Origin of the sequence: Variovorax sp. CF313, from assembly GCF_000282635.1 — a bacterium.
Lineage (GTDB): Bacteria > Pseudomonadota > Gammaproteobacteria > Burkholderiales > Burkholderiaceae_C > Variovorax.
In genome coordinates this window covers 1-22,255 of the sequence record NZ_AKIW01000079.1, presented here as the reverse complement: position 1 = coordinate 22,255, position 22,255 = coordinate 1, and the positions used below count along the sequence as shown (strand labels likewise).

23 protein-coding genes and 2 pseudogenes are annotated in these 22,255 nt (G+C 67.6%); 13 read left to right on the top strand and 12 right to left on the bottom strand.

The features are described from left to right. Positions 1-14: 14 nt before the first annotated feature. Together PMI12_RS19895 and PMI12_RS19890 are read right to left on the bottom strand one after the other, a co-directional pair. Positions 15-917: an NAD(P)-dependent oxidoreductase gene (locus PMI12_RS19895; protein WP_007836041.1), complete on the bottom strand. Its 903-nt coding sequence runs from the start codon at positions 915-917 to the stop codon at positions 15-17. A gap of 30 nt (positions 918-947) precedes the next feature. Beyond that, on the bottom strand, positions 948-1,727 hold the full coding sequence (locus tag PMI12_RS19890) for a glucose 1-dehydrogenase (RefSeq protein ID WP_007836040.1): 780 nt from the start codon (positions 1,725-1,727) through the stop codon (positions 948-950). Between the two features lie 127 nt (positions 1,728-1,854). On the opposite strand from PMI12_RS19890, the gene PMI12_RS19885 reads away from it, so the two are divergent. The 3 genes from PMI12_RS19885 to PMI12_RS19875 all read left to right on the top strand — a co-directional run bounded on the left by PMI12_RS19885 (position 1,855) and on the right by PMI12_RS19875 (position 4,764). Further along, positions 1,855-2,808 carry a 2-hydroxyacid dehydrogenase gene (locus PMI12_RS19885; protein ID WP_007836039.1) on the top strand — a complete coding sequence of 318 codons (954 nt, stop codon included), beginning with the start codon at positions 1,855-1,857 and terminating at the stop codon, positions 2,806-2,808. A 13-nt stretch (positions 2,809-2,821) separates the two neighbouring features. Beyond that, the gene (locus PMI12_RS19880) at positions 2,822-3,895 is read left to right on the top strand and encodes an L-idonate 5-dehydrogenase (protein ID WP_007836038.1); all 1,074 of its coding nucleotides are present in this window, start codon (positions 2,822-2,824) and stop codon (positions 3,893-3,895) included. A gap of 143 nt (positions 3,896-4,038) precedes the next feature. Beyond that, positions 4,039-4,764: a hypothetical protein gene (locus PMI12_RS19875; protein ID WP_007836037.1), complete on the top strand. Its 726-nt coding sequence runs from the start codon at positions 4,039-4,041 to the stop codon at positions 4,762-4,764. A gap of 24 nt (positions 4,765-4,788) precedes the next feature. On the opposite strand, the gene PMI12_RS19870 is transcribed toward PMI12_RS19875, so the two are convergent. The 5 genes and pseudogenes from PMI12_RS19870 to PMI12_RS19855 form a co-directional block, all read right to left on the bottom strand. Then, positions 4,789-6,042, bottom strand: coding sequence for a dienelactone hydrolase family protein (locus PMI12_RS19870; RefSeq protein WP_007836036.1), 1,254 nt, complete (start codon positions 6,040-6,042; stop codon positions 4,789-4,791). A gap of 19 nt (positions 6,043-6,061) precedes the next feature. Further along, positions 6,062-6,523 (bottom strand): flavin reductase family protein, encoded by a 462-nt coding sequence (locus PMI12_RS29490; RefSeq protein ID WP_256220245.1) that lies wholly within the window; start codon positions 6,521-6,523, stop codon positions 6,062-6,064. Positions 6,524-6,556: 33 nt separating this feature from the next. Beyond that, positions 6,557-7,795: pseudogene (locus PMI12_RS19865) on the bottom strand (styrene monooxygenase/indole monooxygenase family protein); the annotation flags it as partial. 14 nt (positions 7,796-7,809) lie between these two features. After that, positions 7,810-9,048 carry a styrene monooxygenase/indole monooxygenase family protein gene (locus PMI12_RS19860; protein ID WP_007836034.1) on the bottom strand — a complete coding sequence of 413 codons (1,239 nt, stop codon included), beginning with the start codon at positions 9,046-9,048 and terminating at the stop codon, positions 7,810-7,812. Between the two features lie 34 nt (positions 9,049-9,082). Beyond that, the gene (locus tag PMI12_RS19855; protein WP_007836032.1) at positions 9,083-9,874 is read right to left on the bottom strand and encodes an SDR family oxidoreductase; all 792 of its coding nucleotides are present in this window, start codon (positions 9,872-9,874) and stop codon (positions 9,083-9,085) included. 194 nt (positions 9,875-10,068) lie between these two features. Here PMI12_RS19855 and PMI12_RS19850 point away from each other — a divergent pair, with 194 nt between their 5' ends. Then, complete coding sequence (locus PMI12_RS19850; RefSeq protein WP_007836030.1) at positions 10,069-11,073, top strand: AraC family transcriptional regulator; 1,005 nt, start codon at positions 10,069-10,071, stop codon at positions 11,071-11,073. 194 nt (positions 11,074-11,267) lie between these two features. Continuing rightward, positions 11,268-11,924 (top strand): dihydrofolate reductase family protein, encoded by a 657-nt coding sequence (locus PMI12_RS19845; RefSeq protein WP_007836027.1) that lies wholly within the window; start codon positions 11,268-11,270, stop codon positions 11,922-11,924. 256 nt (positions 11,925-12,180) lie between these two features. Here the strand turns inward: PMI12_RS19845 and PMI12_RS19840 are convergent, their stop codons facing one another. Both PMI12_RS19840 and PMI12_RS19835 read right to left on the bottom strand, forming a co-directional pair. Beyond that, complete coding sequence (locus tag PMI12_RS19840) at positions 12,181-12,576, bottom strand: VOC family protein (RefSeq protein ID WP_042673837.1); 396 nt, start codon at positions 12,574-12,576, stop codon at positions 12,181-12,183. Positions 12,577-12,656: 80 nt separating this feature from the next. After that, positions 12,657-13,073, bottom strand: a complete 417-nt coding sequence (locus PMI12_RS19835; RefSeq protein WP_007836023.1) for a hypothetical protein — start codon at positions 13,071-13,073, stop codon at positions 12,657-12,659. Positions 13,074-13,172: 99 nt separating this feature from the next. Between PMI12_RS19835 and PMI12_RS19830 the strand changes: the two genes are divergently transcribed. Next, positions 13,173-13,814 carry a TetR/AcrR family transcriptional regulator gene (locus PMI12_RS19830; RefSeq protein WP_237726130.1) on the top strand — a complete coding sequence of 214 codons (642 nt, stop codon included), beginning with the start codon at positions 13,173-13,175 and terminating at the stop codon, positions 13,812-13,814. Between the two features lie 205 nt (positions 13,815-14,019). Here PMI12_RS19830 and PMI12_RS19825 read toward each other — a convergent pair whose 3' ends face one another. Further along, the gene (locus PMI12_RS19825) at positions 14,020-14,478 is read right to left on the bottom strand and encodes a hypothetical protein (protein ID WP_237726129.1); all 459 of its coding nucleotides are present in this window, start codon (positions 14,476-14,478) and stop codon (positions 14,020-14,022) included. A 46-nt stretch (positions 14,479-14,524) separates the two neighbouring features. Between PMI12_RS19825 and PMI12_RS29485 the strand changes: the two are divergent. Next, positions 14,525-14,653 (top strand): annotated as a pseudogene (locus PMI12_RS29485) (LysR family transcriptional regulator); the annotation flags it as partial. Positions 14,654-14,663: 10 nt separating this feature from the next. On the opposite strand, the gene PMI12_RS19820 reads toward PMI12_RS29485, so the two are convergent. Together PMI12_RS19820 and PMI12_RS19815 are read right to left on the bottom strand one after the other, a co-directional pair. Beyond that, positions 14,664-14,906, bottom strand: a complete 243-nt coding sequence (locus tag PMI12_RS19820; RefSeq protein ID WP_007836020.1) for a tannase/feruloyl esterase family alpha/beta hydrolase — start codon at positions 14,904-14,906, stop codon at positions 14,664-14,666. Positions 14,907-15,097: 191 nt separating this feature from the next. Next, entirely contained in the window at positions 15,098-16,108 is a 1,011-nt protein-coding gene (locus PMI12_RS19815; protein ID WP_007836019.1) for a LacI family DNA-binding transcriptional regulator, read from the bottom strand. A gap of 274 nt (positions 16,109-16,382) precedes the next feature. On the opposite strand from PMI12_RS19815, the gene PMI12_RS19810 reads away from it, so the two are divergent. From PMI12_RS19810 to PMI12_RS19785, 6 genes are all read left to right on the top strand, one after another. Next, entirely contained in the window at positions 16,383-17,306 is a 924-nt protein-coding gene (locus PMI12_RS19810) for an SMP-30/gluconolactonase/LRE family protein (RefSeq protein ID WP_007836018.1), read from the top strand. Further along, entirely contained in the window at positions 17,303-18,823 is a 1,521-nt protein-coding gene (locus PMI12_RS19805; protein ID WP_007836017.1) for a sugar ABC transporter ATP-binding protein, read from the top strand. Before PMI12_RS19810 ends, PMI12_RS19805 begins: the two co-directional genes overlap by 4 nt. Continuing rightward, positions 18,820-19,917 (top strand): ABC transporter permease, encoded by a 1,098-nt coding sequence (locus tag PMI12_RS19800; RefSeq protein WP_007836016.1) that lies wholly within the window; start codon positions 18,820-18,822, stop codon positions 19,915-19,917. The genes PMI12_RS19805 and PMI12_RS19800 overlap by 4 nt, the downstream gene beginning before the upstream one ends. After that, positions 19,914-21,026: an ABC transporter substrate-binding protein gene (locus PMI12_RS19795; protein ID WP_007836015.1), complete on the top strand. Its 1,113-nt coding sequence runs from the start codon at positions 19,914-19,916 to the stop codon at positions 21,024-21,026. Before PMI12_RS19800 ends, PMI12_RS19795 begins: the two co-directional genes overlap by 4 nt. A gap of 3 nt (positions 21,027-21,029) precedes the next feature. After that, complete coding sequence (locus PMI12_RS19790) at positions 21,030-21,734, top strand: hypothetical protein (protein WP_007836013.1); 705 nt, start codon at positions 21,030-21,032, stop codon at positions 21,732-21,734. A gap of 36 nt (positions 21,735-21,770) precedes the next feature. After that, positions 21,771-22,255: ABC transporter ATP-binding protein (locus PMI12_RS19785; protein ID WP_007836010.1), on the top strand; the 485-nt coding region annotated here is incomplete at its 3' end.

Below are 22,255 nucleotides of genomic sequence, written 5' to 3'. Positions count from 1 at the left end.
TGGGCGCGGCCGCTTCAGCCGCGAGCGTAGCCGTCGAACTGCCGCATCATGGCCGCCGTGTCTTCGGCACCGAGCCCGGCCGCGACGAAGCTGCGGTGCAGCTCCGAGACGGCGCCCGCCAGCGGCATCGGCAGGCGTTGGCCCTGCGAGAAGGCCTGCACCGCCTCGAGGTCCTTCAGCATGTTGTCGATGCGCCCCGTGGGCGTGTAGTCGCGCGCGGCCATCTTGGGGCCGAACTCGCGCAGGATCTGGCTGTCGGCGCGGCCGCCGGCCAGCGCGGCGGGCAGCTTCGAGGCATCGACGCCGCCGGCCTCGGCCAGCCGCACGGCCTCGGCCACGGCCTGGAAGCCGATGGCGCAGAGCAGCTGGTTGACGAGCTTGGTGGTCTGGCCCGCGCCGCTGTCGCCCATGCGGGTGTAGTTGGCGCACAGGCTGTCCATCACGGCGCGTGCGCGCTGCACGTCTTCGGCGCTGCCGCCGGCCATCACCGTGAGCTGCCCGAGCAGGGCCTTGGGCGCGCCGCCCGAGAGCGGCGCGTCGACGAAGCCCATGCCCGTGCGCTCGCGCAGCGATTGCGCGAGCCGGCGCGTGGACGGCGGGTCGATGGACGACATGTCGATCAGCAGCCGCTTCGCATCGGCCGGCGCGGCGGCGATGCCGGCCTCGCCGAAGATCGCGCGCTCCACCACCGCTGCCGAGTTGAGGCTGGTGATCACGAAGTCGCAGGCCGCCGCTGCCGCCTGCGCGGTGCCGGCGGCCTGCGCGCCATGCGCCTGCAGCGCCGCGACCTTGGCCGTGTCGGGATCGAACACGCTCACCCGGTGGCCGCATTCGAGCAGCCGGCGAGCGATGGCCGTGCCCATGATGCCCACGCCGATCACGGCCACGCGCTGGCTGGGGACGGTTGCGGTCGTCATGCGGGGGCTTTCAGCATGCAGTGCACGGTGCTACAGGCTCGCGGTGATGCCGCCATCCACATACAGGATGTGGCCGTTGACGAAGCTCGACGCGTCCGAGGCCAGGAAGATGGCCGCACCGCCCAGCTCTTCCACGTCGCCCCAGCGGCCGGCGGGTGTGCGGCCCGAGAGCCACGCCGTGAAGGCCTCGTCGGCCACCAGCGCCTGCGTGAGTTCGGTCTTGAAGTAGCCCGGCCCGAGGCCATTGACCTGGATGCCGTGCTTGCCGAGGTCGATCGCCATGCCCTTGGTGAGCATCTTCACCGCGCCCTTGGTGGCGGCGTAGGGCGCAATGCCCGGGCGGCCCAGCTCGCTCTGCACCGAGCACACGTTGATGATCTTGCCGCGCTTGCGCTCGATCATGCGCTGGGCCACGAAGCGGCCGACCAGGAACACGCTGTCGATGTTCGTGGTGACTATCTTGTGCCAGGCATCGACCGGGAATTCGGCGAACGCGCCGCGGTGCTGCATGCCGGCGTTGTTGACGAGGATGTCGATGGCGCCGATGTCGGCTTCGATGGCGGCCACGCCCGCTTCCACCGCGGCGGCGTCGGTCACGTCGAAGGCCATGGCCTCGGCCGCGATGCCCTTGGCGCGCAGGGCGTCACGGGCGGCGGTGAGCGCCGCGGCGTCGCGTGCATTGAGCACCACGCGCGCCCCGGCGTTGCCCAGCGCCGCGGCCAGCGCGAAGCCGATGCCCTTGCTGGAGCCGGTGATGAGGGCGGTGCGCCCGGAAAGGTCGAACAGTTTCAAGGGAGGCTCCTGGTCCATGACAGCCGGATAAGTTACCGGTATCTTTTGTAGTCGTCAATGGGTAAAACCTGCGCTGGCGTTATTTCATGTTGGCGATTAAAGTTACCGGTATCTGATTGAATCGACATCCGCAGGAGAGACCCGCTTGACCGCTACCGCTACATCCCCGCACGTGCTGATGCCCGGCGCCTACCCGGAATGGGACATGGCGCCGATGCAGGCCGCCTACACGCTGCACCGCCTGTGGGAAGCGCCCGACCGGCAGGCCTTCATTGCGGAGCACGCGCCGCACATCCGCGCGGTCGCCACGCGTGGCGAACTGGGCGCGAATGCCGAGCTGATCGCCGCGCTGCCGAAGCTGGAGCTGATCGCCTGCTACGGCGTGGGCACCGACGGCATCGACCTCGCCGCCTGCCGTGCGCGCGGCATCCGCGTGAGCAACACGCCCGACGTGCTCAACGGCGACGTGGCCGATCTCGCCGTGGGGCTCACGCTCGCGCTGCAGCGCCGCATTCCGGCGGGCGACCGGTTCGTGCGCAGCGGCGCATGGGCCAACGGCGGCATGCCGCTGACCACGCGCGTCTTCGGCCAGCGCATCGGCATCGCGGGCTTCGGCCGCATCGGCAGCACCATCGCGCGCCGGCTCTCGGGCTTCGACGTGGAGCTGGGCTACTTCAGCCGCACGCCGAAGCAAGACAGTCCGCACCGTCACTTCGCAAGCTTGTCCGCCATGGCCGACTGGTGCGACGTGCTCATCGTCATCCTGCCCGGCGGCGAAGCAACGCGCGGCATCGTCAATGCCGAAGTGCTGCAGGCGCTGGGCCCGAAGGGCTGGCTGGTGAACGTGTCGCGCGGCACCACCGTCGACGAAGGCGCGCTGCTGCAGGCGCTGGAGGCGCGCGCCATTGCAGGCGCCGCGCTCGACGTGTTCCTCAACGAACCGCGCATCGACCCGCGCTTTGCCGCGCTCGACAACGTGGTGTTGCACCCGCACCATGGCAGCGGCACCGAAGAGACGCGCCGCGCCATGGGCGAACTCGTGCGCCGCAACATCGAGGCCCACTTCGCGGGCCAGCCCCTGGTCACTCCCGTTGCCTGAAGGAAGAAACATCATGCGTTTGCGTTGTATGTGCCTCGTGATCCACGCCCCCGACGATCTGCGCCTGGACGAACAGGACGCCGGCGAGATCGGCCCGGGCCAGGTGCTGGTGAAGGTCGGCATGGGCGGCATCTGCGGCTCCGACCTGCACTACTTTCACAACGGCGGCTTTGGCACCGTGCGCATCAAGGAGCCGATGGTGCTGGGCCATGAAGTGGCCGGCACCGTGGTGGCGGTGGCGCCCGGCGTGGAGAGCGTGCGCATCGGCGACAAGGTGGCCGTCAACCCGAGCCGTCCGTGTGGCGCCTGCAAGTTCTGCCTCGAGGGCCTGCCCAACCAGTGCCTCGACATGCGCTTCTATGGCAGCGCGATGCGCACGCCGCACGTGCAGGGCGCGTTCCGCAACATGCTGCTGTGCGAGGCCACGCAGTGCGTGAAGGTGGCCGAGCACGTGCCGCTGCGCCTGGCCGCGCTGGCCGAGCCGTTCTCGGTGGGGCTGCACGGCGTGTCGCGCGCCGGCCCGCTGCTGGGCAAGCGGGTGTTGGTGTCGGGTTGCGGGCCCATCGGCGTGCTGGCCATCGCGGCAGCGCGCGCACACGGGGCGGCCGAGATCACCGCTACCGACGTGGTCGACGAGCCGCTGGTCATCGCTCGCGCCATGGGCGCCGACAACGTCATCAACGTCGCGCAGGACAAGGCCTGGGTTTCACGCCATTCGGCCGACAAAGGCACCTTCGACGTGATGCTCGAATGCTCGGGCAACGAGCGCGCGCTGCGCGACGGGCTCGAGGTGATGCGCCCGCGCGGCGTGGTCGTGCAGCTGGGGCTGGGCGGCGACGTGAGCATTCCGCAGAACATGGTGGTGGCCAAGGAACTCAGCATCTGCGGCTCGTTCCGCTTCCATGCGGAATTCGCGCTCGCGGTGCGGCTCATCAACGAAGGGCGCGTCGACCTGTCGCCGGTGGTGACGCACACCTTCCCGATGCTGCAGGCGCGCCAGGCCTTCGAGCTGGCGAGCGACCGGCAGAAGGCGATGAAGGTGCTGATCGATTTCGCGGATGCGGGCGCCGAGGCTGCCGCGGCCTGACGGGGTCTTCCGCTGAAATCCTGGAGGAAGTTGTTTCGGGCATCGCTATTCCTACGTGAACTGGCGCAAGAAGCCGGCGGCGCGGCGCGAGCCACAGGCTCAGGTTGCTGCATATCGACGTTCAACAAAACGGAGGTATCCAGATGTCCAGACTCAACGAGGAATGGAAGGTCGAGAAGCACGGCCCGCTTGAAATGCTCGGCGAAGGCTTGCGCACCGTGGCGGGCGAAATCGTCATGCCGCTCGGCCATTTTCCACGCCGGATGACCGTGCTCACATTGCGGGGCCGGCGACTCGCCGTGTGGAGTGCCATTGCGCTGAGCGAGCCGCAGATGGCGCAGCTCGAAGCGCTGGGGTCGATCGACTTTCTGATCGTGCCCGGCGCATCGCACCGCCTCGATCTCAAGGCCTGGAAGCGGCGCTATCCGACCGCGAAGGTTGTCTGCCCGCCCGGCGCGCGCGAAGCCGTGGCCGAGGCCGCGCCGGTGGATGCGACCAAGGACGTGCTCGACGACCCGACCGTGGCGTTCCAGACCGTGCCGGGCGTCGGCGACAAGGAGGCCGCCCTGGTCATCCGGCGCGCGGACGGCACCTCGCTGGTCGTCAACGACATCATTGCCAACGTGCACCATCCAGACGGCCTGGGCGCCAAGGTGATGGCGCGTCTCATGGGCTTTGGCGTCAAGGAACCGCAGATGCCCTGGGTGGGCGAAAAGATGTTCGTCAAGGACCATGCGGCGCTGGCGGCTGCACTGCGTGCCTGGGCCGCCGAACCGGCGCTGGCGCGTATCGTGGTGAGTCATGGCGACGTGATCACCGAACGGCCGCGCGAGGTGCTGGAGAAAATCGCGGCCGACATTGCACAGTGAGGCGTGAAGTGCCGCGGCGTCCCTTCAAGCCCCGGTCGCCCCCTGACGCGTCATCAACGTATTCGACGGCAGCGTCTCGTCCAGCAGCTTGCGCGCCGTCTCGATGCCCGCCATCGGCAGCAGCTTGGCGTCGAGCAGGCCGACCTGCACCAGCACACTGGCCTGGTCCCAATAGATGTGCTCGTGATAGAGCTTGTTGCCGCGGAACTTGATGACCGCGAGCAGCGGTATCTCCACGCGCTTTCCGGTCGGTTTAACCCCCGGCAGCATCCACGGGATCTCGGTGGTGTGCGTGAAGCAGAACAGCATCTCGTCGACCACCTGCGTAGCGCCCACTGTGCGCGAGATGGGCACCAGGGAGGTGTCGGGCGGATTGCTGTTGACGAAGTGGTTCGTATAGAACGCATGCAGCGCCTTGTAGCCCACGCCGCCGGTCATCGTGGGAATGTGGTTGACGTACGGCTCGGCCACCATGGTGCTCATCGTGTCGTCGACGTTGCGCGTGGCGAACTCGTATTCGCAGTGCTTGTCCCACAGCGCCGAGAGGTCGTAGTGCGGGCCGATGGCGTCCTTCAGCGTGGCGATGCTGCGCTCGTGCGCCATCAGCGCCGAAGGCTTGTGGAAGTGCTCGCCGCCGGCGCGCGCGAAGGCGTGGTCCATGCCCGGATACACGTACAGGGAAACGCCGGGGCGGCCCTTGAGCGTGGCGACGATGCGGTCGCGCGCCTCGGGCGGACAGAACTTGTCGAGCTCGGCGATGTGCAGCGTGAGCGGCCGCTTGATCCGGTCGGCCTCGCCGAGCGCGGCGTCGATGCCCACGCCGTAGTAGCCGACCGCCGCGTCCGCGTCGGTGCGGCATGCGGCCAGGTATGCGAGCTTGCCGCCGAGGCAGAAGCCGAGCACGCCGACCTTCCTGCCGGGCACCTCGGCGCGCGCGCGCAGCGCATCGATGGCGGTCTGCATGTCTTCCATGCCCTTGGCTTCGTCGAAGCCGCCGTAGAGCGCGAAGGCGCGCTGCCAGTCGGCCTCGCTGTAGCCGAGCTCCACGTCCGGCTCCTGCCGCCAGAACAGGTCGGGCACCAGCGCCACGTAGCCTTCTTCGGCATAGTAATCGGCCACCTCGCGCATGGTGTGGTTGATGCCGAAGATTTCCTGGGCGATCACCAGGCCGGGGCCCGTGCCCGCCGCAGGCAGCGCGAGGTAGCCGCGGAAGGTGCCGCTGCCGTCGGCGGCTTTCATTTCGATGTAGTGGCCTGAAGCCTGAGCTTTCTCTTGCATGTGGTTCTCCGTGTGCGTTCTATTGCAAACATTCCGGGTGCCGCGTCGTCACCTGGTAGTAGCCTGAGTGAAAGACCAGCGGCTCGCCATCGAAGCGGTCGTACCGCTCCACTTCGCCGATGAAGATGAGGTGGTCGCCCCCATCGTACTGCCGCACGTTGCGGCAGACGAATCGTGCGATGACGTCGTTGAGCAGCGGCACGCCTGCCGTGCCCTCGCAGCAATCCACGCCGCCGAACTTGTCGGCCTGCGGCGTCGAGAACTGGCGCGACAGGTGATGCTGGTGCGCCGCCAGCACGTTGATCGCGAAATGGCTGGCGCCGGTGAAATCCGCCACGCTCGGTGCATTGCGGGCCAGGCTCCACAGCACGAGCGGCGGGTCGAGCGACACCGATGAGAACGAATTGGCCGTCATGCCCACGCGGCGCCCGTCGATGGCGCGCGTGGTGATGACGGTCACGCCGGTCGAGAACTGGCCCAGCGCCTTGCGGAAGTCGCGGCGGTCGAACCGGTCGACTGCCGCCTCGCGGGCCCTGGCTTCCAGGAAGCGGTCGGCCTCCGCGGCATCGAACCACCAGGGCGCGAAGGTGCGCGGATCGTCGAAGCCGTTGACCAGCGTGCTCGCCACCGGGGGCATGTGCGTGGCGCTCTGCAGCAGCTTGTGCACGTGGGGCAGGGGCGGCGCGAGCAGGCTGTGGGTCCATGCGGTGGCCCAGCGTGCATAGCCTTCCCAGTAGCGGTCGAAGGTCTGCTGCATCCACTCGGCATCGAATGGCGCGTCGCCGTGCTCGAGGATGCGCTTGAGACAGATGTCGGCGCTCTTGGCCGCGTTGTTCGAGCCCTGCCCGGTGATCGGGTCGTTGAGCACCACCACGTCGGCCAGGCCCAGCACCTTGCGCCCGGAAGGCAGCGTGGCCACCGGCTTGCGCACCGTCGGTGCGAAGCTGCCGACGAGCACGCCGTTGTCGTCGGCCAGTTCCATGTGCCGGCAGCGCTCGGCTTCCCAGGGCAGGAAGGTGTCGAGGATCCACTTGCTGCGCGCGAGGTGCTCCTTCGGTGTCTTCACGTCCGCCCAGCAGTCCATCGGCCCGCCGGGCACGCCCTCGAACACCATGATCTCGCACGGGCCGGTGGTGGTCAGTGCAGGGAACACGAAGTACTCGCCGACGCCGGGAATCAGGTTGAAGCACACCCGCGCATACGGCTGCGCCGGCAGCATGCCCTTCACGTAGGTGAGGGCCAGCACGCGCTGCGGTGCGTCGAACGGGGAGCGCTCGGCATCGCGCTCGAACAGCTTCGAGATCTCGCCCTTGCCGCTGGCCACGACCACGAGGTCGTGCGTTTGCGCACATGCATCCAGCTCGCCGAGCCCCACGTCCTGCAGCACGAGGCGGCCGCCTCGCTGCTCGAACGCATTCATCCATCCGGGGATCTTGATGCGCTGGTCGACCGACTGCGCCGGTCCGTCGAGCCTTGCGCTCCATTCGATGGCCTTGCCACCCTGCGGGTTGCGCACCGTCATGCCGATGCCTTCCACGCACGGGCATTCACCGGCCCAGAAGTCCAGACCGAGCTCGCGCTCGGTCTGCAGCGCGGTCTCGAACATGCACTGGCTGGACATGACCGGCCCTTCGAAGATCTCCCGCGCCGTGCGGTTCGAGAAAACCGTCACCTCGTGCCCGGCCCGTTGCAGGCCCAGCGCGAGTTGCATGCCGGACTGCCCGGCGCCGACGATGGCCACGCGTCTTGTCATACGCTGTACCCGCGTCAGGCGGCGGCCGCCCAGGTCTCGATGTAGCGGTCCGCCTCCACCGGGTCCGCGAACCACGGGAAGAAGGTGCGTGGATCGTCGAAGCCGTTGGCGATCGCGCTGGCCAGCGGCGGCATCGCACCGGCGCTGCCGAGCAGCTTGAGCACGTGGGGCGGTGGCGGCGCAAGCAGCATGTTGGTCCACTGCGTGACCCATTGCGAGTAGCCGAACCAGTAGCGGTCGAAGGTCTGCTGCATCCACGCCGCATCGCCGGGACCGTCGCCGCGCGCGAGGATGCTCTTCAGGTAAGAGTCGGCGCACTTGGCCGCGTTGTTCGAGCCCTGGCCGGTGATCGGGTCGTTGAGCACCACCACGTCGGCCAGGCCCAGTACCTTGCGCCCCGACGGCAGGGTGGCCACCGGCTTGCGCACGGTGGGCGCGAAGCGGCCTGCGAGGATGCCGTTGTCGTCGGTCAGCTCGATGTCACTGCAGCGCGCGGCCTCCCACGGCGTGAAGGTGTCGACGATCCACTTGCTGCGCGCGAGGTGCTCCTGCGGCGTCTTCACGTCCGCCCAGCAGTCCATCGGCCCGCCGGGCACGCCCTCGAACACCATGATCTCGCAGGGCCCCGTGGTGGTCAGCGCAGGGAACACGAAGTACTCGCCGACGCCGGGAATCAGGTTGAAGCAGACGGCCGAGAATGGCTCGCGCGGCGCCATGCCCTTCACGTAGGTCAGCGCCAGCGCGCGCTGCGGCTTGTCGTAGGGCGACTTGTGGGCGTCGCGCTCGAACAGCTTCGAGATGTCGCCCTTGCCGCTCGCCACCAGCGTGAGGTCGTGGCTTTGCGCGCAGGTCTCGAGCTCGTCGATGCCCGCGTCCTTGAAGACCAGTTCGCCGCCCTTGCGCTGGAACTCTGCCATCCACGCCGGGATCTTCACGCGCTGGTCGACCGACTGCGCGCTCGAATTCAGCCGGGCCGCCCAGTCAATGGCCTTGGCTCCCTTCTGCTCCGGATGCGGCACGGCCAGGCCGATGCCGTCCACCGTGGGGCATTCCTTCGCCCAATGGTCCAGCCCCAGGTCGCGCTCGATCTGCAGCGAGGTGTGGAACATGCACTGGCTCGACATCACCTTGCCGCTGCGTATGTCGTCGCCCGTGCGGTTGCTGAACATCGTGACCTCGTAGCCCGCGCCCAGCAGGCCGAGCCCCAGTTGCAGGCCCGACTGGCCCGCGCCGACGATTGCGATTCGCTTCATTGCCTTGCTCCTTGTCTGTTTGCTTGCTTGCCGGTCAGTCCATCAACCTGGGAATGGCGGGCACGGCCTGCTCCGGGCCCATGGCGGCGTAGCCGCCGTCCACCGCGTAGTCGGCGCCGGTCACGAAGCTCGCGTGGTCCGAGCACAGGAACAGCACCACCTGCGCCACCTCGTCCGGATCGCCGACGCGCCCCAGCAGGTGATAGGGCGCGGCCACGCGATCGGTCTTGGCCCGGTCGCCACCGCTGAGCCGGTCCATCACGGCCGACCACGTCCAGCCCGGCGACACGCTGTTCACGCGAATGCGGTCGGGCGCAAGGTCCATCGCCATGTTGCGCGTGAGCTGCGCCATCGCGGCCTTGCTGACCGGGTAGAGCCATCGCCCCGTCTGCGCCACGCGCGACGAGATGCTCGTGAAATTGACCACCGCGCCGCCGCCTGCCGCGGCCATGTGCGGATGCACCGCCTGCAGCATCGCCACCGCGCTCGCCACATTCACGTTGAACGATGTGAGCCAGTCGGCGCGCGGCGACTTGAAGCCGTCGTCCAAGTACGAGCACGCGAGATTGATCAGGAAGTGCACGCCGCCGTGCCGCTCCGCCGCCTGTGCCACGCACGCCGCCACCTGGGTGTCGTCGGTGATGTCGGTGTGCACGAAGCGCGCGCCGGTGCCGAGCGAATCGGCCAGCGCCTGCCCGTTACCGGCGTCGATGTCCGCGATCACGACCTTCACGCCGGCCGCGTGCAGTGCACGCACCACGCCGGCCCCTATCAATGTGGCGCCGCCGGTAACGATGGCGCTCCTGCCTTCGAGTCCCTTGAACATGACGCTTGCTCTCCTTGGTGGATCGACCGGGCCGGGTTGGCCCGTGGGTCGTACCTTAGGAGGCGAGGGGGCGCCGGCGCATCCCGCAAGCGCAGGCCCTGTCCCTGGCGCGCATGTTTTTGCCGAGGGGCGATCCGAATTGTGGGCTGGGATGCTTTTTGCTAGGGTGGCCTGGCCCCATGGAAACCGCTGCCATGACCCCCCGGCTGCCGCTGCAGCGTTATCGATTGTTCGAGAGCCACGACATGGACGAGGCGCGCGAAAGCGTGGCCCGCGTGTTCTGCCCGCACGGCCTGACCATGCTGCGGCCCCGCACCGAGCTCGACGCCTGCCACCACAGCGCGCGCCTGCACCGTGACGTGAGCCTCAACTACGTGCAGTACGGCCCGGGCGTGCAGATCGAGCCGGGCTATCTGCAGGATTTCTTCCTGTTGCAGATTCCGTTGCGCGGCGGCGCCGAAATCCGCTGCGGTGCGCAGCGGATCGACGCCACGCCCAGCCTTGCCTCGCTGCCGTCGCCGACCGAGCCGCTCTCCATGCGCTGGGCCGACGACAGCCCGCACCTGATCGTGCGGCTGGCCCGGGCGGCGCTGCTGTCGCGGCTCGAGTCGATGCTGCAGGCGCCCGTGCGGCAGGCGCTGGTGTTCGACCTCGGCGTGCCGCTCGACAACCCGGCGCTCGCGCCGCTGGTGCACTTTATCGACTACCTGCGGCTCACGCTCGAAGCCAGCGGCAATGCGCTACAGGCCGGCAGCCGCCTTGCAGAGAACGCCGAGGAATACCTGATGTCCAGCCTGCTGATGTCGGCCGGCCACAATCACTCGCGTGCCCTGGCCAGCGATGCGCAACGCAGCCTGCTGCCGCGCGCCGTGCGAAGGGCGCAGGATTTCATGGCGGCGCATGCCGATCAGCCCTTGTCGCTGGCCGACATATGCAGCGAAGTCGGTTGCAGCGCGCGTGCGCTGCAGCTGGCGTTTCGCCAGCACGCGGACCAGGGGCCGATGGAATTCCTGCGGGAGCTCAGGCTCGACAGGGTGCGGGCCGAGCTGCTCGTGTCGGCGGCAAGCAATGGCGGCGGCGTACGTGAAGCCGCGGAGAAATACGGCTTTCTGCACCTGGGCCATTTCGCTGCGCAGTACCGTGCACGCTTTGGGGAGCGGCCGTCGGAGACTCTGGCGCGCGGAGCGGTGGGGCGCTGAGGGAGTTCTGCGGGGCGCGCGCTCAAGGGCGGCTGTTCCGGTAGAACGTTCCTGCGACTCAGCCGAAGATGAGGAGCGAGCGTTGCAGTCATCTCCACTGCCGCGTTCTCCTTCGCGAACTTTGCCGCCAGCCTTGTTGCCCCCGTTGGGCGCCGCCGGCGCTAAACTGCGGCTGTTTTTTTGGGAGACGCTCCATGACCCGATTGCTCGTGCGCAGCTTCGGCGTTTCGCTCGACGGCTTCGCGGCCGGCCCGGACCAGAGCCTGGAGAACCCGCTTGGCGTTCGCGGTCCCGAACTCATGGACTGGTTCTTTCCTACGCGCGTCTGGCAGCAGATGCACAAGACGGGCGAGGCCAACGGCGAGATCGGCATCGACAACGAGATCGCCGAACAAGGCTTCGCCGAAATAGGTGCATGGATCCTCGGGCGCAACATGTTCGGGCCGGTGCGCGGTCCTTGGCCCGACGAGAGCTGGAAAGGCTGGTGGGGCGACGAGCCCCCATACCACGTGCCGGTCTTCGTGCTGACCCACCATGCCCGCGCACCATTGACGCTGCAGGGCGGAACCATCTTCCACTTCGTCACTGGCGGCATCCATGAGGCGCTGGCGCTGGCGCAAGCCGCCGCGGGTGCGCGCGACGTGCGCGTGGGCGGCGGCGTGGCCACCGTGCGCGAATACTTGAAGGCCGGGCTGATCGACGAACTGCACCTGGCCGTACGGCCAGTGCTGCTGGGTAAGGGCGAGGCGCTGTTCGCAGGCCTGGACCTGCCGGCGCTGGGCTACCGCTGCGAACGGCAGGTGGCAGGCGAGCGAGCCACGCATGTGTTCCTGCGCCGCAGCGCGCCTTGATGTGGGAGCCGCGGCTTAAATGTCGACAGGATCTTGTCACGTCATCTGCCGAACGCCCGCTCCTGGCCGAACGCGGCAATTACTTTGGAGCGAAATGTGCCGCCAGTCCTCCCACAGTGAGTGACGGGTTCGGATCACATTGCGCCGGCTGCAGCCGAAGGGTTGCCGGCGACTGGGGCCGTTGCCGACCGTCGGCTTGCTCCGAAGGAGACCTTGACCAAGAAGGCCGTGCTCGACAGGTGCGCTGCCAACGATCTCACTCAGCGCAATTCAACATCCACTGAACACCGAAACGATCGGTCAATTTGCCGTAGTAGTCGCCCCAGGACTGGATGCCCAAGGGGGTCGTGATTGTCCCGCCGGCACCCAGAGCCAGGAAGAGCTTGTCCGTGGAATCTCGGTCGTCCATCGCGAGCAAGTGCGCGGAGCCCCGCATCGGCTCAGCGTCTTCGTTGTCTGAGGCATAGAAGAGCAGGCCTGGCCCCTCAAACTTCGCGTGCATGACCTTGCCGCGCATGGCTTCGTTCTTCACGGGCATGCCATCGACTCCGTAGCGAAGTACCTCGACGACACAGCCAAGACCGCATTGCGTGTAGAAAGACAGAGCCTGATCGCAGGTTGTGGTGAAGAACAGATAGTTCGAGAGTTGCATGATGGCGTAGTTGGATGTGCACGGGGCTACGACAAGGTCCGCACCGCTCCGGGAGACCGTGTTGCTGCCCCGCGGATGTGTCAGGCCGAAGCGGCCCCTTCGCCGAGCTGCGCATTGGTGAGGGCCGTCCCGGCAATGCCCCAGGCCCCGTCCACGGCGTGCACCACGTTGACCCATATGCGCTCCTTCGGGTGGTGTGCGCCAGACAGCTCATGAATGATGCTCGTGGCTTCTTCGATGTAGCCGACTTGCACATCCCGACTGGCGAACGCGAAGGATGGAACCTTCCATTCGACGAAGGCCACGGAGGCCTCCTTTGATCCGGAGTACGTGTGCTCCTTCGGCAAGACGTGAATCGAGCCAACGATGTTGGGCGTCAACGCCTTGTTTCCTGTCAGGCCGTGCCACTTGAGCATGGCATCGGACAGGCGGCTGAACGCGACTTTCTCCTGGCCTTTGGGGAGAACGCCTTCGGTGAGGGTGAGCGTAAGTGGCATGGGTACTCCAAGTGGAAGGAACGGTGTCGACTCACACGCTGCGATCTGCAGGGCATTTCAAGTAACGACCGTTATTCGATAATACATAACGATCGTGTTTTGAACAACTACAATCGTCGACTTCACATGTCGAAGGAGCTCCTCGTGTCAAGGTCCGAACAGAAGGTGCAGACGCGGCAGCGCATCCTGGAGGGCGCAGGTCGCGGGTTTCGCAAAGCTGGATTCGGCGGGATCGGGGTGGACGGCCTGGCGAAGGAAGCAGGCCTGACATCGGGTGCCTTCTACGTTCATTTCGACTCAAAGGCTGACGCATTCCGAGAGTCGGTCGCACAAGGCATGGCCGAATTGCGAGGTGGCGTGCTGTACTTTCAAGAAAAGCACGGACGCGCTTGGTGGGCGGAGTTTGTGCGCTTCTACCTCAGCGCGAAGCGCACCTGTGACCTGTCAGAGAGCTGCACGCTGCAGACGATGCCGGCGGAAGTGGCACGATCGGACGAAGCCTCCCGTACGACGTTTGAGAAGGCTTTGCGCGACGTTGCACAGGCGATCGTCGATGGCCCCGCCTCACCCAGTGCGCCACGGGATATTGGAGCCGCATGCGCCGCGCTCTCTTCGCTGGCGGGCGCTGTCACGCTCGCGCGTGCCGTTGGGAACGGCGCCTTCGCGGACCAGATCGCTGCAGGGACGGAGCACGCATTGCTCGGCGCGTCAGGCGGAAAGAGTCGGTCAAAGCCCAGCTGAGTGTGATCTGTAAGGTCCGCTTCCTGGCGAACTGACGGGAGGCATCGAACGTCGCCTCATGGCCGGACCATGATGCAAGGCTTGATCGTTTCTTGAGAGTCGCTTGCGGAGCCTCATCCACCATGAAACATGTTCGCCACCTTCCTGTTCTTTTCGTCTGGCCTTCTTCGATGCCCCACAGGTTTCCGACCGGGTCGAAGCCGGGCTACGACGCGGCAATGGCCTGCTTGACGAAGTCGGTGTATTTGCGCAGAGGACGACCGAGCATGGCCTGCAGGCGATCCGCTGCGCCGTCCGCGCCATGCATGCCGAACTTCTGAATCCCCGCCATCATCAAGCGCATGTCGTAGGCAAGCCAGGACGGCGCCATCGAGGCCATCTGTCCTTCGAAGGCCGCCACGTCGTCTCCGCCGTAAGTCACCTCGCGACCGAGCGCGGCACTCCAGATCCTGACCACCGACGCTCCGGTCAGCCGCTCGGGCCCGACCAGCTCCAGCGTCGCACGTGGCAGCGGCACGGGTGCGCGGTCGCGGCGCAGCAGTTCGGCGACAGCGACGTCCGCGATGTCTCGCGCATCGATCATCGCGACGCCCGCCGAGCCGATCGGCACCGGGTAGACGCCGTAACCCTGGATCACCTGCTGGACCATGCGCTCGTTCTGCATGAAGTAGGCGGGGCGAAGGATGGTCGCCGGAATGTCGAGGCTCTCGATTTCGGGCGTGGAGGTCGCGCTCTGGGTCCTGCATACATCGCGACGACTTCCCGCGCCGAAGGTTCGCGCGTTTGTCGAATTCATGTGCGGGCAGTATCCGGAGGGGTCTCTCGTACTGAACGGCTAGAAGACCGGCCTCAGGTTGCAGAGCAGGTAAAGCTCTCGGCCTTGTTCGGGTCGCCCGTGCCGTTGTAGCGCGGGAACTTCGGAAACTCGCAGACCGGGCGCCTGGCGATGGCGGTGGTGCCGTCTGCCGCCGACTGGGTGGCGACCAGCTGGTCGGGCGCCGTGCCCCTCTCGACCCAGGCATCCATGGCGGCCAGCAGGTCGATGCAGATCAGCAGCGTCTCCTGATTTTTCGGCGATGGTAGCTGCCTCACCGTGCTCCGCCGTGCGCCCGCAGGAAAGCGGGGGCAGCCAGCCCGCGCCCGAGCTGCCCCGATCAGGCGCTCATTCTTCCAAACTCAACGCTACGCGGGCGGGCGCAAGTGGAAGCCGTGGCGTGAGCAGGGCCGGCACATCGGCCGCATCGCCGTAGGCATGTTGAAGCGAAAGCCAATCCGGCATGGACCTACGAACTCTCCCGCTGCTCGATGTGGAACGGAATCAGCACCGTCTCCGCAGGCGGCCGATGCCCTTCGCGCGTGCCGTCGATCACGCGCAGCAGCAGCTCTCCGGCCGCCTTGCCGATACCCACGCAATCCACTGCCACGGTGGTGATGCGCGGGTGGCAGGCGCGTGCCACCTCGAAGTCGCCGAAGCCCGCGATCGCGATGCGGCCCGGCACGTCCCAGCCGCGGCGCTGGCATTCCATGAGTGCGCCGAAGGCCGAGAGGTCGGACACGCAGATCACCGCATCCACGTCGGGCCATTGCCGGATCAGCTGCGCCACCGCCTCGCCGCCTTGCGCCATCGAAATGGGCGGCTGGCCGAAGCTGATGACGTGGCCGTCGGGCAGACCCAGTTCGCGGATCGCCTGCGCATAGCCGCGCTGGCGGTCGGCGCCGCGCGTGTCGCGGTTCGAGGTGCCGCCGATGAAGGCGATGCGCCGGTAGCCTTTGCCGTGCAGATGCCGCACCATCGAGGCCGCGGCCTCTGCGTTCGAGAAGCCGACCGTGTGCTCGATGGGCGTGGCGGGCAGGTCCCAGGTCTCGACCACTGGCACACCGGCGGCCTGCAGCATCGCGCGTGCGGCGGGCGTGTGCGAGCCGCCCGTGAGGATCACGCCCTCTGGCCGGCGCGCGAGCATGGCGCGCAGCAGGCGCTCTTCGGTTTCCACGCGGTAGTCGGTGTAGCCCAGCAGCACCTGGATGCCGCGCGCTTCGACGGCCGCGGTGATGCCCTGCGCGGTTTCCGAAAAGTTGGAGTTGTTGAGCGAGGGGATCAGCACCGCGATGAAGCCCGAGCGCTTGCTGGAGAAGGTGCGCGCCGTCTGGTCGATGACGTAGCCCATTTCCTCGCAGGCCTGCAGGATGCGCTGGCGCAGCGCCTCGGAGGTCACGCGGTCGCTGCTCGCGCCCCGGTTGAGCGCGCGCGACACCGTCATCTTCGATACGCCGACGCGCGCGGCCACGTCGGCCATCGTCGCAGGACGGGCGAGGGGGGCGGTGGCGGCTTTGTTTGAGGGCAAGGGCTTCTTCTTTCTCTCTCTCGGAAATGCGGGTTCGAGGATATGCGACACGGTATCTGATACCGATAACCTTTGATTCGCCGAGTTCGATGCATAAAGAATACAGCGAATTGCGATTCCATAAGAATGAAAGATGGCGCAATAGGTGTACGGGAAAGACCTAGGTTACCGGTATCTTTTCGAGTGCACACTGCGAACCCCAACTTCAGGGACCAGCGCTGTGGCCATGACCATCGAAGTCTTCGACTCCCGTTTTGCCTCCGTCGCCCGCGATGCCGGCCCGCTCGAATGCCTGTGCACCGGCGCTGCCTGGAGCGAAGGCCCGGTGTGGATGCGCGAAGACAGTGCGGTGCTGTGGAGCGACATCCCCAACAACCGCATGCTGCGCTGGCATGCCGAGGCCGGCATGAGCGTGTGGCGCGAGGGCGTGGAGTTCACCAACGGCCACACGCGCGAAGCCGATGGCTCCCTGCTGCACTGCTCGCACGGCCGGCGTGCCATCGTGCGCACGCGCTTCGGCTCGGGGCTGCTGCCTCTGGACGACGAGGTCGTGGTCGACCGCTACCAGGGCCGCCGCCTCAACTCGCCCAACGACATCGTCGTGAAGCGCGACGGCAGCATCTGGTTCACCGATCCGCCGTACGGCATCGTGTCCGACCATGAAGGGCACAAGGCACAAAGCGAGTTGGGCCGCAACCACGTGTTCCGCTTCGATCCCGCGAGCGGCGCGCTGCGCTCGGTGAGCGACTTCATCGAGGAGCCCAATGGCCTGGCCTTCTCGCCCGACGAAAGCCTGCTCTACGTGAGCGACACGTCGGCCGCGTTGCGCACCGACGGTTCGGGGCACCACCACATCGTCGCCTTCGACGTGATCGGCGGGCAGGACCTTGCGAACCCCCGCGTGTTCGCGGTCGTGGATCCGGGGCTCGCGGACGGCTTTCGCGTCGACGTGCACGGCTTCGTCTACACGAGCAGCGCCGACAGCGTGCAGGTCTACCACCCCGACGGCACGCGCATGGCGCGCATCGCGTTGCCGGAGAAGGTGGGCAACCTGACCTTTGGCGGCAGCGACGGCAACGAGCTCTACGTGTGCGCCTCGACCTCGCTCTACCGCATCCGCCTGAACACTCGCGGGGCGGCCGGCGCATGAGCACCGCTTCTCCACTGCTGCAGTTCCAGTCGATCAGCAAGCGCTTCGGCGGCACGCAGGCCGTCGACAGCGTCACGCTCGACGTGCGCGCCGGAGAAATCCTCGCGCTGCTCGGCGAGAACGGCGCGGGCAAGTCGACGCTCATCAAGCTGCTCGCCGGCATCCATCCCGCCGACCAGGGCGAGATTCTTTTCGACGGCAAGCCGCAGGCCGACTGGCGGCGCAGCGACCGGCGCGAGCAGCCCGTGGCCTTCATCCACCAGGACCTCGGCCTCGTTGAATGGATGACGGTCGCCGAGAACGTGGGCCTGGGCACAGGCTACCCGCGCCGCTTCGGGCTCATCGACTGGTCGGCCGCGAACGACACCGCGCGCCGCGTGATGGCGCGCGTGGGTTGCGACATCGACCCCGGCCGCCGCGTGTTCTCGCTCACGCGCGCCGAGAAATCGCTGCTCGCCATCGGGCGCGCGCTCGAAGTAAAGGCGCGGCTGCTGGTGCTCGACGAGCCCTCGGCCAGCCTGCCGATGAGCGACGTGGAGCGCATGTTCGGCGTGCTGCGCGAACTGCGCCGCCAGGGCATGGCGATGCTGTACGTGTCGCACCGGCTCGACGAGGTGATGGCGATTTCAGACCGCGCGGCCGTGATGCGCGACGGCAAGCTGGTGGCCGTGAAGACCACGACGCAGACGAACGAAGGCGAGCTCGTCGGGCTCATCGTGGGCAAGGCGCTGTCGGCTTCGGTGCAGAAGGCGAAGGCCCCGGCGCGGCGCGAGCCCGTGCTGCAGCTCGACGGTGCGGCCAGCGGCAACGCCGGCCCGCTGAGCTTGGCGGTGCACCGCGGCGAGGTGCTGGGCCTCGTCGGCCTGCGCGGTGCGGGCCACGAGGCGATCAGCCGCGCGATCTTCGGCCGCGAGCCGTTGTCGGCCGGCCGCATGCAGCTGCTCGGCAATGCATGCGATTTCACTTGCCCGGCCGACGCCATTCGAGCGGGCGTGGCCTACGTCGCGGGTGAACGTCTCGAGGAAAACCTCGCCGGCTCGATGACTGTGCTCGAGAATCTCTTCCCCAACGCGGCGCTGCACGGCGACCGCGGCCTGGCCTTCGACCGCCCGCGCCGCGAGAACGGCCACGCGCTCTCGCTCATCCAGCGCTTCGACATCAACCCACCCGCGCCTTCGGCCGAAGTGCAGCAGCTCTCCGGCGGCAACCAGCAGAAGGTGGTGCTGGCGCGCTGGTTCCATCTCGACAAGCCGCTGGTGGTGCTCGAGGAGCCCACCGCCGGCGTGGACGTCGGCGCCAAGCGGCAGATCTACGGCGTGCTGCGCGAGCGCGCCGAGGCCGGCACGGCGCTGGTCGTCGTCTCCACCGACTTCGAGGAAATCGCGACCGTGTGCACGCGCGTGCTCGTGTTCCGCGACGGCCTGATCGCCGCCGAACTCACGGGCGAGGCGATCACGGTTGAAAGACTCCTGGCATTGGCAGCAGGCGCGGCAACGCGCGAGGAAATATCAGCATGAGCAGTTCGATCAAGTCCACGGCGCTGGAGCCCGACAAGTCCCTCGACGGCGAGGCCATCTCCCTCGCGCAGGGCATCGGCCGCGCGATGCCGGTCTACGGGCTGGTGGTGCTGATGGTGGCGCTGGCGCTGCTGTTCTCGCTGCTGCTGCCCGACACCTTCCCGACGCTGTTCAACCTGCGCGCGATCCTGGCCGACAAGTCGGTGATCGCGCTGCTGGCGCTGGCCGCGACCATCCCGATGATCACCGGCAAGATCGATCTCACGGTGGGCTACGGCATCGTGCTGTGGCACATCCTCGCGATCAGCCTGCAGACGCAGCTCGGCCTGCCGTGGCCGGCGGCGGTGCTCGTCGTGCTGCTGTGCGCTGCGCTGTTCGGCGTGCTCAACGGGCTCTTGGTCGAGCTCGCGCAGATCGATTCGTTCATCGCCACGCTGGGCACCGGCACCGTGATCTACGCGGTGGCCATGTGGCACAGCGGCGGTCGGCAGGTGGTGGGCGAACTGCCCGATGGTTTCGTCGGCATCGCGGGTGGCAACCTGCTGGGGCTGCCGGTGGGCGCGTTCTACGTGCTCGCGGTGAGCCTCACGCTGTGGGTGGTCACCGAATTCACGCCGCTGGGCCGCGCGCTGTACGTGATCGGCGCGAACCCGAAGGCGGCGCAGCTCAACGGCATTTCGGTGCGCAGGCATGTGATGGGCGCGTTCGTCGCGTCGGGGCTGCTGTCGGGCTTCGCGGGCGTGCTGCTCGCATCGCGGTTGCAGATCGGGCAGGCGAGCGTGGGGCTCGAATTCCTGCTGCCGGCGCTGGTCGGCGCCTTCCTCGGCTCCACCACCATCCGGCCCGGCCGCGTGAACGTGTGGGGCACGCTGGTCGGCGTGGCCATTCTTGCCATCGGCATCTCGGGCATCCAGCAGTTCGGCGGCGCCTTCTATGTGGAGCCGCTGTTCAACGGCCTGACGCTGCTGGTGTCCATCGGCATCGCGGGCTGGGCGCAGCAGCGGCGCAACCGCTCGATCAAGCGGCGCATCGCCGAGCGCCAGCTCGACCACGCGCAGCCCGTTCCCATCACAACCACCGGAGACAAAGCATGAAGAAGAGTGTTCACGCACGCGCGGCCGCCGCCGTGCTGGCCCTGTGCGCCGCCACGCTGGCGCACAAGGCGATGGCCGATGACTTTCTCGCAGCGGCGAAACAGAAGGTCGAGGTCGCGACCATGACCAAGGAGAAATGGGACGGCCCCACGGCCGGCCCGAAGGCCGCCGCCGGCAAGACCATCGTCTTCGTCGCGGGCGACATGAAGAACGGCGGCATCGTCGGTGTCAGCAAGGGTGTGGAAGAAGCGGCACGCGCCATCGGCTGGACGGTGCGCGTCATCGACGGGCAGGGCACTGTGAGCGGCCGCACCGCCGCGCTCAACCAGGCGTTGGCCGTCAAGCCGGCCGGCATCGTGGTCGGCGGCTTCGACACCACCGAGCAGAAGGCCGCGTTCTCGGGCGCGGCCAAGTCGGGCATTCCGCTGGTCGGCTGGCACTCGGGCGAGCAGCCTGGCCCCAACGAGAAGGCGGGCCTCTTCGCCAACGTGACCACGGTGACCGACGACGTGGCCGACGTCGCCGCCTCGTGGGTGGTGGCCGATTCGAACGGCAAGGCCGGCGTGGTGATCTTCACCGACTCGCAGTACGCGATTGCGCTCTACAAGGCGCGCGCCATGGAGGCCGTCATCAAGAAGTGCGGCGGCTGCACCGTGCTGAGCTTCGAGGACAGCCCGATCGCCGAAAGCTCCACTCGCATGCCGCAGCTCACCACCTCGCTGTTGCAGCGCTTCGGCGACAAGTGGACGCACTCACTGGCCATCAACGACCTGTATTTCGACTTCATGGGCCCGTCGCTCACGGCGGCCGGCAAGAAGGGCGACGGCAACCCAAAGGCGGTGTCGGCCGGCGACGGCTCCGAGGCCGCGTACCAGCGCATCCGCACGCAGCGCTTCCAGGCCGGCACCGTGCCCGAGCCGCTGAACATGCAGGGCTGGCAGATTGTCGACGAACTCAACCGCGCCTTCGCCAAGGAGAAGTGGTCGGGCTACGTGCCCAGGGTGCACCTCGTGACCGTGGGCAACGTGGGCAAGGACGGCGGGCCGAAGAATGTGTTCGATCCGGACAACGGGTATCGCGACAAGTACAAGGCCGTGTGGGGCAAGTGACGCATGCCGCTGCTTGATTGGCTCCTCGCGCCGTTGAGCGGCGCGCCCACCCACGAGATCACGCCCTGGGCCTCTTGGCATGCGCGGCTCATGGTGCTGGGCTGGGGCCTGTTGCTGCCGTTGGGCGCATTGATGGCCCGCTTCTGCAAGGTCATGCCGTCGCAGGGCTGGCCGCGCCGGCTCGACAACCCCCTCTGGTGGCACGCGCACCGCGTGCTGCAGTGGAGCGGGGTGCTGGCGATGACGGTGGGCGTGGTGCTGGCATGGCGCGGCGCGCAGGGCGCCGCCGGGCTGGCGCGCCTCCACGCGGTGGCCGGCTGGGCGTTGTGCCTTGCGGGCTGGGCGCAGGTGGCCGGTGCGCTGCTGCGCGGCAGCAAGGGTGGACCGACCGATCGGCAGATGCGCGGTGACCACTACGACATGACGCGCTGGCGCTTGTTTTTCGAACGCGCGCACAAGGGCATCGGCTGGCTCGCGGTGATCGCGTCCATCGGTGTCATCGCGCTGGGTTTCGTGGTGGCGGATGCACCGCGCTGGATGCCGCTGGCATTGGGCGCCTGGTGGCTGGCGCTGGCCGGTGCTTTCGCCGCGTTGCAAAGGCGCGGGCGCTGCATCGACACCTACCAGGCGATCTGGGGCCCCGACCCGATGCATCCGGGAAATCGAATACCACCTGTCGGTTGGGGCGTACGGCGCCCCTTCGGCTGACATCACGCAAGACAAGAAAACAAAGGGAGTGCGTTCATGGCTGGTCTGGAGTTGAACAACGTCGCCAAGCGCTTCGGCAATGTCACCGTGGTGCAGCAGCTCGATCTCTCGGTGCACGAGGGCGAGTTCGTCGTGCTGCTGGGCGAGTCGGGCTGCGGCAAGAGCACCACGCTGCGCATGGTGGCGGGGCTGGAGACAGTGAGCGAAGGGCAGATCCGCATCGGCGGGCGCGACGTGACTGCGCTGCCGCCGATGGCGCGCGACATCGCGATGGTGTTCCAGAACTACGCGCTCTATCCGCACATGGACGTGGCGCAGAACATGAGCTTCGCCTTGAGCCTCGCCGGCCGTCCTGCGTCGGAGGTGAATGCCAAGGTGGCCGCCGCCGCCAAGGTGCTCAACATCGAGCACCTGCTCAAGCGCAAGCCCAAGGAGCTGTCGGGCGGCCAGCGCCAGCGCGTGGCCATCGGCCGCGCGATCGTGCGCGAGCCCCGGGTGTTCCTGTTCGACGAGCCGCTGTC